Here is a 13582-nt window from a genome sequence, read left to right on the forward strand (position 1 = left end):
TGAGATTACTTTAAATACGGTAAATATAATTTGGTTATCCTTCCAGAGTCAGCAGGCCGTCTTCCATACGGTAAACTTTATCGCAAAACTCCAGCATACGTTCGTCATGGGTTACCATGATTGCTGCTTTGTTGCGTTCTTTAACTTCTTTTCGGATTTGTTTTACGACTTCAAATGCACGTTTAGAATCTAAGCTTGCTGTTGGTTCATCTGCCAGTATGATGTTTGAATTATTCACAAACGCACGAGCGATTGCTACACGTTGACGTTCCCCACCAGATAGCTCATTCGGGAATTTATTGAACTTATCCCCTAACCCTAATTCCGTTAGTAATGTTTTCGCAAACTTTGTATCTTCTGCTTTTACTTTGCCTTTCATTTTACGCACTAGCAGTAACTGATCTAACACCGTTAAACCGGAATTAAATTTGATGTTTGTAAAATGAACCCGACATCTGTTAAGCGAAAAGCCGATAAATCTTTTTCCTTCATCTTGCCGATATCTGTACCGTTAACAAGTACTTCACCTGTCGATGGCTGAAGTAATGCCCCTGCAATCGATAAGAGTGTACTTTTCCCTGAACCTGATGGACCGATAATAGCAATGAACTCACCCGGGTTTACTGTAAGGGATACATTTTTAAGTGCATCTACTATAGAGTCCCCTTCTTTAAATGATTTCGTTACGTTTTTTAGTACTAAACCTGTCATTTATTCCACTCTCCCAAATATACTAAAAACCGTTCGCTTAATAGATAAGCGACCGGTTTATATATTCAACCCTATTCAACCGTAACTGATTTTGCAAGGTTACGAGGTTTATCAACGTCACAACGACGGTGAAGTGCAGCATAGTAGCTGATTAATTGTAATGGTACAACAGATACAAGTGGTGTTAATAGTTCATGTACTGAAGGGATAACTAAACGATCGCCTTCTTCTTCCATGCCTTCCATTGCAATAATACATGCGTTGGCACCGCGCGCAACTACTTCTTTCACGTTACCGCGAATGTTAAGCGCCACACCTTGTTGTGTTGCTAATGCGAAGACTGGTGTACCTTCCTCGATTAATGCAATCGTACCGTGTTTTAACTCACCACCGGCAAAACCTTCTGCCTGAATGTATGAGATCTCTTTAAGTTTTAATGCACCTTCCAATGATACACAGAAGTCCATATTACGACCGATGAAGAACGCATTGCGTGCGATTTTTAAATAATCTTCGGCAATCTGCTCCATTTCATCTTTAGAGTCGATAATTGTCTGGATGCCGTTTGCAACAATCGCCAGTTCCTGTTTTAAATCAAAGTCCAGTTCAACACCTAATTCTTTTGCAACTGCATAGGCAGCTACTGCTAAAACAGCTACTTGAGCAACATATGCTTTCGTAGATGCTACAGCAATTTCCGGTCCGGCATGTAATAGTAATGTGTAATCAGCTTCACGTGAAAGTGTTGAACCTTGTACGTTTGTTACAGTTAACGCTTTGTAGCCAAGCTCTTTGATTTTTACTAATACTTGACGGCTATCCGCTGTTTCACCTGATTGTGAAATGAAGATAAATAAAGGTTTCTTCGATAGTAATGGCATATTATAGCCAAACTCGCTTGAAATGTGTACTTCTACTGGAATACCAGCAATTTTTTCAAAATACTGTTTCCCGATTAAGCCGGCATGGTAACTCGTACCTGCCGCAATAATATATAGACGGTCAGCTTCAGATAAAGCTTTTAGAATATCTGCATCAACCGTAACATCTTCACCTTGTTCATACGCTTGAATAATTTTACGGATAACAGTTGGCTGTTCATCCATTTCTTTTAACATATAGTGAGGGTATGTTCCCTTTTCGATATCAGAAGCATCCAATTGTGCTGTGTATGGTGCACGCTCAACAACGCGGCCATTTAATGTTGTAATTTCAACTTTATCTTTACGAACGATTACAACTTCTTTATCGTGCAATTCGATAAACTGGTCAGTTACTTGCAGCATCGCCATTGCGTCTGAAGCGATAACGTTGAAGTCTTCACCCACACCTACTAATAGCGGTGATTTGTTTTTCGCTACGTAAATTGTTTCCACATCTTCGTTATCTAAAAGCGCCAATGCATAAGATCCGTGCACTAACGATAATGTTTTACGGAATGCTTCTAAAGTAGATAAGCCCTCTTTCGCAAATAAATCGATTAACTGTACGATAACTTCTGTATCAGTATCCGAGTTCATCTGAATCCCTTTAAGATAAGCTTTTTGTAATAAGTGATAGTTTTCGATAACCCCGTTGTGTACAAGTGTATAACGGCCTGAAGCACTTGTATGAGGATGTGCATTTAAGCGGTTTGGTACACCGTGGGTTGCCCAACGTGTATGACCAATCCCAACAGCTGCTTCTACATCTCCATCAACTGCTTTACGTAAATCTGCAATACGTCCTTTTTCTTTGAATACTGTTACGCCTTCTTCATTGTGTACAGCAATCCCTGCAGAATCATAGCCACGGTACTCTAGTTTCTCTAAACCTTTTAATAAAATCTCTTTAGCGTCCAATACGCCGTTATATCCTACAATTCCACACATAATCCGTTTCCTCCAATGTAATTGCTACACCGAAGCACATTTTGGCAACACAAAAGTAGACTACGAAATCTACCTTTTTTCGCCTAGTGCGCTTTACGGAAGTTAATTCGATGGTGATGTTTGCTCTCGTTTAGCAAAGCTAGCACGCATCGTTAACATTCCTGCTCTTTATTTAAAAGGTGATGTAGCTAAATATTATTTTTAATTGTATGCCGTTTCGCTTTTCTGTCCAGAAAATCACTTCTCTGTTTTAAAACGAAAGTTACAACCGGGCATGTGCGATCGGGAGGCATCCGCCGAAATTTCGATAAACCTCCACCTCGTCAACTAAGGATTATGTCCGCTCGATTTCCTTAGTTCTGGCGCTATAATTGTTTTCCGATTTTGTATGCGCGATTTTCTCCCCTTTTGCGCAGCTCAACGATTTCCTTTTGCTGAGCATTTACATCATACACATAAACAATTTCACCGTCAATCCTACGCTATCATTGTAAGCGCTTCACAGAAAAAATTTTTTCTTAAAAATAGTGCGGCTGTTGCCTTACATCTGTGAATTTCTCCCCATAAGAAAAACATCCCGTTTTGATTGGGGGAGATGAAGTTTGTAACAGCAGTAATGTTGTCATTCCCACTGATTACAAGACTCACTCCACATGACATCAAAACGGGATATGCACTATTTTCTATCGTATGCAAAGAGCTCGATTAAAGCCCCTTCTCTTCTAATAAATTTACAATTTCTCGGTTAAATGCCGGTAAATCATCCGGTGTACGGCTTGTTACAAGCTGTTTTTGACAAACAAATACTTCTTCATCATGGAAGTTTACCCCTGCATATTCCATATCGACTTTAATCGATTTATAACCTGTCGCATCTCGTCCCTCTAATGACTTCGCTGTAATTAGCAGCTGTGGTCCATGGCAAATTGCAAAGACAGGTTTCTTTTCATCCATAAAATACTTTGCAAATGCTACAACGCGCTCATCATCACGCAGTAAATCCGGTGAAAAACCACCTGGAATAAATAACGCATCAAAGTCCTGCGGGTTCGCCTCTGCTACCCCTTTATCAATCTGAACTGTTGCTTCGCCATTTTTACCTGTAATCGATTTATTACCTTCTTTATCGATTGTTACAATTGTATGCCCTGCAGCCTCTAGTGCCTGTTTCGGACTTGTGAACTCCACATCTTCAAACTTGTCAGTAATTAATGTTGCAATTTTAGCCAATGTAAAACACTCCTTCGTCTTATTAGGATACTGTATTTTGTTTCCCCGAATTCTTGAAAATGAAACATATTTACCGCAAATAGTAGAACAGTTTCAGTATTCATTAGAATGGTAAAATTTATAACTGGGTTTAAGCGGTAAAAAGGTTGTTTTGTCGTTTGGAGTTAATTTCGTGATCCTTTTTAGAAGAGTTGCATTCGATATTCGAAAGTTTCACATGGATATTTGAATACTTGGATAACATTTTAGAACATTGGGTACTTTTTTTAGAAGAACGGATGTTTATTAGAACTCTTTTAGTTATATTAGATCTTCTAAACCGGATATTAGAAAATCCATCACAAATCAAAAAAACACCGGAAGCAATGTCTCCATCACTTCCGGTGCTGTCTCTATAATTTATTCAGCTAAACCCATTTCTGTACGTACTACATCTGCGATTCGTGCTACATAGTTTTCGCAAGCCTCTTCTGAAGCTGCCTCGACCATAACGCGCACTAAAGGCTCTGTACCTGAAGGGCGAACTAATACACGACCATTGCCTGCCATTTCCGCTTCTACTTCAGCGATGACAGCGGCAACCTTTTCATTTTGTGTTACAGCATGTTTATCTGTTACACGTACGTTCACTAACTTTTGCGGGTAAATCGTCATTTCCCCTGCAAGTTCAGAAAGTTTCTTGCCTGTTGCTTTCATAATATTCACTAGCTGAATACCTGTAAGCAAACCGTCGCCTGTTGTATTGTAATCTAAAAATACGATGTGACCCGATTGCTCGCCACCTAAGTTATAATCATTTGCACGCATTTCTTCCACAACATAGCGGTCTCCAACTGCTGTTTGAACACTTGTCATTTCGTTGTCTTCAAGCGCTTTGTAGAAGCCCATGTTACTCATAACTGTAGAAACAATCGTGCCTTTGTTTAAGCGGCCTTTTGCGTGTAAATATTTTCCGATAATGAACATAATCTGGTCACCGTCAACAATCGTACCGTTCTCATCTACAGCGATTAAACGGTCGCCATCTCCATCAAATGCTAAACCGACATCCGCGCCGCGCTCCGCGACAAATGCAGCTAATTTTTCAGGATGTGTTGAACCGACACCTTCATTGATGTTCAGTCCATCCGGTGAAGCACCCATTGTTGAAATATCTGCCTCTAAATCTGCGAATAAATGTGTTGCTAAAGAAGAAGTCGCACCATGCGCACAGTCTAATGCCACATGTAATCCTTCAAAATCTTCTTCAACTGTTTGTTTTAAGTATGAAATATATTTTTGTCCACCTTCAAAGTAGTCTGTTACTGAACCAACAGCAGCACCTACTGGACGTGGTAATGTATCTTCTTCTGCATCAAGAATACGTTCAATCTCTTCTTCTTGTGCATCCGTTAATTTAAAGCCGTCTGGACCGAAAAATTTAATGCCGTTATCTGCGACAGGATTATGAGATGCTGAAATCATAACACCTGCTTCAGCATTCATGACGCGTGTAAGATACGCTACACCTGGTGTACTAATTACACCTAAACGCATAACTTCTGCTCCAATTGAAAGAAGACCTGCAACAAGTGCACCTTCCAACATCTCCCCAGAAATACGTGTATCGCGTCCAATTAATACTTTCGGGCGATCTTTAGCATCCTTCGTTAGCACATAGCCGCCAATACGGCCTAGTTTAAATGCCAACTCTGGTGTTAGTTCACTATTTGCGACACCGCGAACGCCATCTGTTCCGAAATATTTACCCATTACTTTTTCTCTCCTTCAACGCTTGAAATACCATACGTTTTTAAATTTACCACCTAAAGTGGATTGCTTGTTATTGATAGTTAGTTTCCATCTGTATCTTCACTATTAGAATCGGTATCTGTATCTGCTTCACTATCTTTTCCCTGTTCACGAACTGGCTCTCCACTCACAGTTGCGCGTACCGTTAGTTTCTCATGTGATAACTTGGTAGCCCCTGTTGGAAGCTCAATTTTAAATTCGTAAGGACCGGATTTTTTAATTTTTGAAACATCAACGTCTACGGCAACTTCTTTTAATGAATCCACTACAGATTTCGAACCATATACCGTTATGTTTGATTTTTCCGGGGATAAACTGTCAATTGTAAGCCCCTCTACTGGTTCCCCAATTTCGTTTATCTTAATCGGGACTTCTTTACTATATTCATTAATTTCTACTTTTACATTGACCTTATCCGGATTAATGCTGACATCGAGCTTATTCAGATCACGGTCTAGTACCTTTACAGCCGCTTCTTGCTCAAATGATTTATTTACATCTTTCTCGCCTGAAACCGTCGCCTTTACATAACTTATGTTATCAATGACACTCTTTGCTCCTGTTACCGCTACTTTTGACGGTTCTGCCGTCATCTCGTTCAGTACGAAGTTCTCAGCTAAAAGACGGTTATTCATTTCCGGTTCTACACGAAACTGTTCAGTAACCTTTTCCTCAATTGTTACATTAATTATTCTTGGCTCAATTGATACATCCAGTTTTTCCGAAAAGTTTTCTTGATGTATTGTAACGCTATGTTCACCAATTAACAATGAGTTTAAATCGACAAAAAGTTTGAAATCCTTTTCAAGCTTTGTTTTCATTACAATTTGTTTCGGACCTGAAATTTTTACGTCGACCGTTTCAGGGAGCCCTGTAACAAATAAATTATCAGAATCATAGTACACTTCCAATGGCACATTTGTGATGACATCTGTTTCATTGGATGTGCTCGAATCCGTTTCACGTTTTTCTTCTGTTTGAATATACAGGAATAGTGCCACCGCTAAAAACAAAGCGGTTAAACGGAGCATCCATGAGCTATCAAATATTTTATCCATTCTTTTTCCCTCCCCAAGTCCACTTAGATGCTAAGTTAGAATCTTGTTCAGGACCAAACCACAGTTTGCGCAGTAATTCTTCAAATTCTGTAATAGTAAGGTTACGGTGTAAATTACCATTAGCTGTTATACTAATCGCACCTGTTTCTTCGGATACAACAATTGTAATTGCATCTGTTACTTCACTTAACCCAAGTGCTGCCCGGTGACGTGTACCAAGTTCTTTGGAAATAAATGCACTTTCCGACAATGGCAAGTAACAAGCCGAAGCGGCTATTTGGTTTTTCTGTATAATTACGGCCCCGTCATGTAACGGTGTATTTGGGATGAAAATATTAATCATTAATTCAGAAGAAATTGCGGCATCCATCTTGATGCCCGTTTCTACATATTCATTTAATCCTGTATCTTTTTCAATCGAAATAAGTGCTCCAATTCGGCGTTTTGCCATATAACTTACAGATTTTTTCATCGCCTCGACTAAGCGTGTCTGCTCATCTTCCTGCTGGTTATTCGTTCGTTGGAAAATCTTACCCCGTCCGATTTGCTCAAGGGCCCGGCGAATTTCCGGCTGGAATATTATAATAATTGCTAAGAAACCCCAATCAATTACTTCTTGCAATAACCAATCAAGGGTGTCTAGACCGAAAACGTAGGTAGCAAATTTCGCTAACACAACAATTAATAACCCTTTCAATAATTGAACGGCTTTCGTTCCTTTAATGAGGGTCAATGCTTTATAAACTACATACCAGACAAGCAGTACGTCCAGTACTTTAAAAATCATATCTACAGCAGCAATGTCTGTAAATTGCTCAATTATTTGCATGTGGCATCCCCCACCTTTACTTGCTATTCCATCTTGGTTTTAGTATAGCACAATTCTGTCAGTGATTAACTTTCCTAACAGAAAAAAGTCTACCCGAACGAGTAGACTTTTCTTTCTATACTAGAACGGCTTTTTTTTGAGAAAAGTTCCGATTTATTAAGAAAATATTATTTCTTGTTTTCATTATCGTGATGATAGTTCTGAGTTATTACTCATTAAAAACAGCGATTGCTTTATTGAAGCCGTCTTTAATTTTGTACCAAAGCCATTCGAACATTTCATCAATTTCCTCTACTTGCCCTGTAACGACTGCCGTAGATGCCATGTAGTTGCCATTGATAACTGTAATATTGCCGTCCACTTCCCCTTCGACAATAATATCTCCATTTTTCACAACGATGTCACCTTTAACGACTTCACCTACCGGCACTGTTACCGTTTGCCCTTCAACGACTAAATTAGGCTGTTTCGTCACAGAGAATTGATCGTCATTCGGAAAACTGCCTAACAATGTGGCACTCATACATAAAAAGAATACTGCTGCAGCTACAAGTACAGGATGCTGACGGAACCAACGTTTGATGCCGGCAGAACTTTTGCGTTTCGGTAAACGGCTTATCACTTGATCCTCAAAGCGCGGAGGGGCAGTAATATGTGCTGCACTCTTGATAAACGCAACCGTGTCACTTAATTCATGCATATGTTGTTGGCAATCAGGGCATGTTTGTAAATGCTGCTTCAATATTTGTTCATGCTCACGACTAATATCACCATCTAAATATTCGTGCATATAATCCACGAATTCTGATGCACACGTTTTCATGCGTATCTTCCTCCTACAAATTGTTTAACTGCTTTCTTAACGCTTCACGGCCACGGTGAATTCGCGTTTTAACTGTTCCTAAAGGCATATCCAAAATTTCGCTTATTTCCTGAAGGGACAGTTCTTCAATATATTTTAATACAATGACCGATCGATACTTATCGGGAAGGCGGCTAATTTCATATTGTATTCGGTCCTGAAGCTCCATCTGCAAGGCGGCCTCTTCCGGCAACTGCTCCTCTGCGGCAATCTGAGAATACATATCCAGCCCTTCTGTTCCCGCTACCTCCGCATCTAAGTAATAATCGGGCTTCTTTTTACGAATTCGGTCAATACAAAGATTTGTTCCGATTCGGTAAAGCCATGTTGAAAATTTTCGATTTTGATCATACGAATGTAAATTAATATAGGCCCGTATGAATGCCTCCTGTGCGATATCTTCTGCTTCCTGTTTATTTCCAAGCATTCGATAGCACACTTGATACAGCTTGTGCTGGTAGAGGTTAACGATGTCGGCATATGCGTTTTGGTCACCTTTAAGCACTTGCTTTATTCTTTTATTAACTAACGCATCCATTTGTCTTTCCTCTCCACCTTTTCAGCTGTTCTATATATACGGATTGCTTTTTAAAAGGTTTCATTTTCTCTAAAAAATTTTTTCCACCCATAAATATGTGCCTTTATTATAACAAACTTCGTAACGACCAATCGAATTTTTTCGCAATAATCATACTAAAGTTTCGCCAAATAAAGAGCCGATTAAGGCAACCGCTACATCTGCTGTTTTATTTCGTTCATCTAATATAGGATTCACCTCTACAAACTCCGCCGATGTCATTAAGCCTGATTCCTGGATCATTTCCATTGCTAAATGACTTTCCCGATAAGTGATCCCACCTGCTACAGGTGTCCCCACTCCAGGAGTATATAAAGGATCTAATGCATCTAAATCAAGTGATAAATGAAGGCCGTCTATTTTCAATTGGTTAAAATATTTTAGCGTTTCTTCCATAACATATGTCATTCCAAGGCGATCGATTTCGTGCATAGTGTATATTTTAATGCCTCTGGACTTAATGAGCTCACGTTCCCCTTCATCGATAGAACGTCCGCCAATTATAACAATGTTTTCGGCTTTGATTTTAGGTTCTGCATGTAAAATTGATGTTAGCCTTTCATGACCTAGCCCAATACTTGTTGCTAAGGGCATTCCATGAATATTTCCGGATGGGGTTGTTTCCGGTGTATTTAAATCTGCATGGGCATCAAACCAGATTATGCCCTGATTTTTATATTTCATCGATAGACCTGCCAATGTGCCAATTGCAATACTATGGTCGCCCCCTAATACAAGCGGTATGTAATCCTTATTTACAACACTCAATACTTTTTCAGCAAGTGCTGTATTGACCTTAATTACTTCTTCCAGATTAAGCAGCTTTTCATCTTTATGTACAGCTGCATCCCCCTCGATAACCTGAATATTCCCTTCATCTTCTACTTCATATCCAAGATCAGCCAAACGCTGTTGCAGCCCTGCATATCTAATTGCACTTGGTCCCATATCTACCCCGCGGCGCTGTTGTCCATAATCACATGGTACCCCTACAATTGAAATTTTCTTATTCATCATTTCTGCATCCCCTAACATGTCATGTAATTTTTCTATTCTATTCTATTCTTTTCTCTTCTCCGCTCACCCTCCTATAGAAATTTCGAGCAACTAAACGATTTTCCCTTTTTATACGCAAAAAATCCTTTACTTATAAATAAGTAAAGGATTGTTATTTTTGTATTTGATATTTAAGTACACTTCTAAGTTTATAAAATAAAAGTGAGCCATGAAGGACTCGAACCTTCGACCCTCTGATTAAAAGTCAGATGCTCTACCAACTGAGCTAATGGCTCATAAAAAATAAAAAAAATGGCTGGGGTACCTGGATTCGAACCAGGGCATGACGGAATCAAAATCCGTTGCCTTACCGCTTGGCTATACCCCAAACATTTTATAGATGGTGGAGGGGGACGGATTCGAACCGCCGAACCCTAAGGAGCGGATTTACAGTCCGCCGCGTTTAGCCACTTCGCTACCCCTCCGACAAATGATGCAACACTGTTAAAGTTGAATGGTGGAGGATGACGGGCTCGAACCGCCGACCCCCTGCTTGTAAGGCAGGTGCTCTCCCAGCTGAGCTAATCCTCCATACATAACAAGTGTTACTGCTTTATTTTTTTATGAAGCCTTAAATGGTGACCCGTACGGGATTCGAACCCGTGTTACCGCCGTGAAAGGGCGGTGTCTTAACCACTTGACCAACGGGCCGTTATATAAGTTGTTCTCTTTAAGACAAGATTTATAATATCATCATTTTTTATATAGTGCAAGCCTTTTTTTAAAACTTTTTCGAAAAAGTTTTATTGTTTATTTTGTAATAGCAAAAAGGCAAAAAAAATGGCTCCGAAGGCAGGACTCGAACCTGCGACCTGCCGGTTAACAGCCGGATGCTCTACCAACTGAGCTACTTCGGAACGCTACTATTATACAGTGATGTACAAGCCATCTTTCGTACATTTATTATTATAGCAACGTTTTAAATTTATACAAGTAGTTTTTTGAAATAATTTGAACATTTTATTTATTATGCTTCTCTTTCATTGGAAAACCTTCATTTTAATGAATTATTTGTCCTCCATTACTGCTTTATAAACTCAGTAATCTCATCAATCAAACCATTTGTTAGCGGTAAATCAGGGTTGTAATAGCTCGCAAGATTTTGGTCTCGATCGCCTTCTACATCTTTTAACACATGATTCATCTTATCAAAATAGTGTATTGTCGCATCATTATTTGCTGCATGTAAGTTTTCCGCATCTTTTTCGGTTACTTGAATATCCTTTTTCCCTTGAAGGATGATAATTGGAACGGTAACATTGCTTATTTCGTGCTGTGGATCGTATTTAAGCCATGAAATCATATATGGTTGAACAGACGGTCTAAATAATGATTGGAGCTGGGCAGAGACTGTCTCTACTTTTTTGCCTACCTTTAATTGCTGCAATGCTTTTTCCGATTCCACTAATAAATTCGGAGTTAGGCTTGCTGACAATTGTTCCATTAAAACTTCATCTGCCGGTCTTCCAATACCTGCTACCGAAATTAGAGAGGCTACATCATTTTGCTGAGCAGCAATGGTCATTATTAATGCACCTTCACTATGACCTAATAAATGAATTTCATTAAATCGGTCATCCTTTTTAGCATAATCTACAATAGATTTAACATCCTCTACATAGACATCAAATGTTAAATCCTCTTCTTTTTTAATTAATGCCGTATTATCACCGACTCCACGTTTATCGAAACGAATAGAAGCAATTCCTTTCTCCGCTAAGCTCTCTGCAATCATCTTTAAACTATTATTCGAACCAGCTCCTATTGTATTGCCGTCTTTATTTGTAGGACCCGATCCCGCATGGATTATAACTAGCTCTCCCGTAGCTTTATCAGGCGTTTCCAGCGCTGCTATAAGCTCTCCGCCGGCAACAGGAATCAATAGCTCCTCATACGTAACAGGTGTCTCTGTATAAGACTTTAACGTAATAGGATAGGTCTGTCCGTTTTGTGTAAACGTTCCTTCTATCGTTTCGTTTTTTAGCGTCCCCGCAATTTTAACAAGAGATCCGGCTAAATTAATGGTGATGGCCACATCCGAGTCATTATACTTAATTGATTCAAATGCATAATCACTGATTCCTTGTACTGGTACAGAAATGCTTCCACTCGACTCTTCCAAATTTAAAATGATTTCAAGAGGTGACTGCGGAATTTCAATCATCCCCTGCCATTTTCCTAATAATGCTTCCTCCATATGCGCAACCTCCTGCTTCGTTTGTTCTTCCGCTGTTGGCTTATCTGTACTTTCACTATTACAAGATGACAGCAATAACACAACAGCTAAACTATAAGCAATTTTTCTCATGGCTCAACCCTCCCCAATTTGATTCTTAATTTCCTTTACGGTTAGAAAAGGAAAAAGTTTCAAAATAAAAAGCCATCAATAAAGATGACTTTATTTTCATATTAAATTACGGGCCACAAAATCCTGAAGTTTTTCATAATCACTGACCTTTTGATTACATAGTTGTGAGTCATCACAAATGTAGTTGCTGTAAGATGTATAATTATCAGCATTGCCCTTTACTGTAGCTGTAAACAAATGAACTGAACTGTGCTGATTACAAATCGAACAGACACCTTTAATAGGATTGTGGGCATCTACAACTCCACGCAATGCCGTATATTGACCTTCCTTTTCCAGTACAATATATTGGCGGTTTGTCCCCTTATCAACCCATGACAGATAACTGATTGCTTGCCAATCAATCACTTCTAGTTTAGGTAACTTCAGCTTTTTATCCTTTTTAAATAGCTTTTGCAAACCTTGCTCGGAAATTGATTTAAATGGAATAGTATATGACTTTAAGCTTTGGAATAATAGATCTGCCCCGATAGTATCCTCAACCGTTTCCACTTCTTTAATAATATCTTCATTTACATGCGTCAGTTTTTCTCTTAGCTCTGTAATTGCCAGCTCCCGTACAGCCGCTACAATTTTCTTGTCGTTTGATGCCAGTTTAGCCTTCAGTATTTTATTTACTTGTTGCTCAATTAATCGTAAGTCCACTACTGTTAAAAATGGTGCTGTCATGTTACTTCCTCCAATGTTTTGCCTTGTAAGACATTTTACATTCATTAATCGTATTTCTTTCTGCTTTAATGGTCAACTACTAAAACAATTCTGGTATAAGGCATGCAAATTAATCTCATTCAAATAAAAGAAAAACCAAAGAAGGCAGTCATTATTTAAGACTCCATCTTTGGTTGATTGTATTATGAGTTTACTCTTTATATTGTATAGTAGCATATATATAATCTTCAATAATATAAAAAAGCCACTACTGACTAAATCAGCAGCCACTTTTTGAGCGAAGCGACGTCCTACTCTCACAGGGGGAAGCCCCCAACTACCATCGGCGCTAAAGAGCTTAACTTCCGTGTTCGGTATGGGAACGGGTGTGACCTCTTTGCCATCATCACTTCACTATTATCGGCTTCCAATACACTAATGTGTCTTGAAACCCTTAGAAAGAATCATTCTTTCAAAACTGGATAAACGTTTCATTGAGTTGTGCAATAAAATGTGGTTAAGTCCTCGACCGATTAGTATTCGTCAGCTGCATGCGTCACCGCACTTCCACCTCGAACCTA

General features: G+C 39.1%; 10 protein-coding genes, 6 tRNA genes, 1 rRNA gene and 1 pseudogene. All 18 read right to left on the minus strand.

The genetic code is table 11. From position 1 onward, the window contains the following. Window positions 1-34 precede the first annotated feature (34 nt). Window positions 35-711 (minus strand): annotated as a pseudogene (locus tag B5473_RS01860) (ABC transporter ATP-binding protein). Between the two features lie 71 nt (window positions 712-782). Then, a complete protein-coding gene (gene glmS, locus B5473_RS01865; protein WP_079523418.1) occupies window positions 783-2582 on the minus strand; it encodes a glutamine--fructose-6-phosphate transaminase (isomerizing) in 1800 nt (599 codons plus the stop codon). Between the two features lie 705 nt (window positions 2583-3287). Beyond that, window positions 3288-3812 carry a type 1 glutamine amidotransferase domain-containing protein gene (locus tag B5473_RS01870; protein WP_079523419.1) on the minus strand — a complete coding sequence of 175 codons (525 nt, stop codon included), beginning with the start codon at window positions 3810-3812 and terminating at the stop codon, window positions 3288-3290. A 399-nt stretch (window positions 3813-4211) separates the two neighbouring features. Continuing rightward, complete coding sequence (glmM, locus tag B5473_RS01875; RefSeq protein WP_079523420.1) at window positions 4212-5564, minus strand: phosphoglucosamine mutase; 1353 nt, start codon at window positions 5562-5564, stop codon at window positions 4212-4214. Window positions 5565-5644: 80 nt separating this feature from the next. Then, on the minus strand, window positions 5645-6661 hold the full coding sequence (locus tag B5473_RS01880) for a CdaR family protein (RefSeq protein ID WP_079523421.1): 1017 nt from the start codon (window positions 6659-6661) through the stop codon (window positions 5645-5647). Next, complete coding sequence (gene cdaA, locus B5473_RS01885) at window positions 6654-7490, minus strand: diadenylate cyclase CdaA (RefSeq protein WP_079523422.1); 837 nt, start codon at window positions 7488-7490, stop codon at window positions 6654-6656. Before cdaA ends, B5473_RS01880 begins: the two co-directional genes overlap by 8 nt. A gap of 208 nt (window positions 7491-7698) precedes the next feature. Next, window positions 7699-8313, minus strand: a complete 615-nt coding sequence (locus B5473_RS01890) for an anti-sigma factor family protein (RefSeq protein ID WP_079523423.1) — start codon at window positions 8311-8313, stop codon at window positions 7699-7701. A 13-nt stretch (window positions 8314-8326) separates the two neighbouring features. Continuing rightward, window positions 8327-8890, minus strand: a complete 564-nt coding sequence (sigW, locus tag B5473_RS01895) for an RNA polymerase sigma factor SigW (protein WP_079523424.1) — start codon at window positions 8888-8890, stop codon at window positions 8327-8329. Between the two features lie 150 nt (window positions 8891-9040). Beyond that, on the minus strand, window positions 9041-9943 hold the full coding sequence (gene rocF, locus B5473_RS01900) for an arginase (RefSeq protein WP_176141997.1): 903 nt from the start codon (window positions 9941-9943) through the stop codon (window positions 9041-9043). 205 nt (window positions 9944-10148) lie between these two features. Beyond that, window positions 10149-10221: transfer RNA gene (locus tag B5473_RS01905), tRNA-Lys, on the minus strand. Between the two features lie 17 nt (window positions 10222-10238). After that, window positions 10239-10313 (minus strand) — tRNA-Gln (locus tag B5473_RS01910). 13 nt (window positions 10314-10326) lie between these two features. Further along, window positions 10327-10410, minus strand: a tRNA-Tyr gene (locus B5473_RS01915). A gap of 30 nt (window positions 10411-10440) precedes the next feature. Next, a tRNA-Val gene (locus B5473_RS01920) sits at window positions 10441-10516 on the minus strand. 45 nt (window positions 10517-10561) lie between these two features. Continuing rightward, a tRNA-Glu gene (locus tag B5473_RS01925) sits at window positions 10562-10636 on the minus strand. Window positions 10637-10766: 130 nt separating this feature from the next. Continuing rightward, window positions 10767-10842: transfer RNA gene (locus B5473_RS01930), tRNA-Asn, on the minus strand. Between the two features lie 164 nt (window positions 10843-11006). Further along, complete coding sequence (locus tag B5473_RS01935; RefSeq protein WP_079523426.1) at window positions 11007-12293, minus strand: alpha/beta hydrolase; 1287 nt, start codon at window positions 12291-12293, stop codon at window positions 11007-11009. Between the two features lie 96 nt (window positions 12294-12389). Continuing rightward, entirely contained in the window at window positions 12390-13022 is a 633-nt protein-coding gene (locus B5473_RS01940) for a FusB/FusC family EF-G-binding protein (protein WP_079523427.1), read from the minus strand. A 277-nt stretch (window positions 13023-13299) separates the two neighbouring features. Further along, a 5S ribosomal RNA gene (gene rrf, locus B5473_RS01945) occupies window positions 13300-13415 on the minus strand. Window positions 13416-13582 lie beyond the last annotated feature (167 nt).

It is taken from the genome of Solibacillus isronensis (assembly GCF_900168685.1).
Taxonomy (GTDB): Bacteria; Bacillota; Bacilli; order Bacillales_A; family Planococcaceae; genus Solibacillus; species Solibacillus isronensis_A.

Bases quoted from the DNA above. Each gene is read 5' to 3' on its own strand.
- glmS (WP_079523418.1), bottom strand. From the start codon at position 2,582: ATGTGTGGAATTGTAGGATATAACGGCGTATTGGACGCTAAAGAGATT.
- glmM (WP_079523420.1), bottom strand. From the start codon at position 5,564: ATGGGTAAATATTTCGGAACAGATGGCGTTCGCGGTGTCGCAAATAGT.
- B5473_RS01880 (WP_079523421.1), bottom strand. From the start codon at position 6,661: ATGGATAAAATATTTGATAGCTCATGGATGCTCCGTTTAACCGCTTTG.
- cdaA (WP_079523422.1), bottom strand. From the start codon at position 7,490: ATGCAAATAATTGAGCAATTTACAGACATTGCTGCTGTAGATATGATT.
- B5473_RS01890 (WP_079523423.1), bottom strand. From the start codon at position 8,313: ATGAAAACGTGTGCATCAGAATTCGTGGATTATATGCACGAATATTTA.
- sigW (WP_079523424.1), bottom strand. From the start codon at position 8,890: ATGGATGCGTTAGTTAATAAAAGAATAAAGCAAGTGCTTAAAGGTGAC.
- rocF (WP_176141997.1), bottom strand. From the start codon at position 9,943: ATGAATAAGAAAATTTCAATTGTAGGGGTACCATGTGATTATGGACAA.
- B5473_RS01935 (WP_079523426.1), bottom strand. From the start codon at position 12,293: ATGAGAAAAATTGCTTATAGTTTAGCTGTTGTGTTATTGCTGTCATCT.
- B5473_RS01940 (WP_079523427.1), bottom strand. From the start codon at position 13,022: ATGACAGCACCATTTTTAACAGTAGTGGACTTACGATTAATTGAGCAA.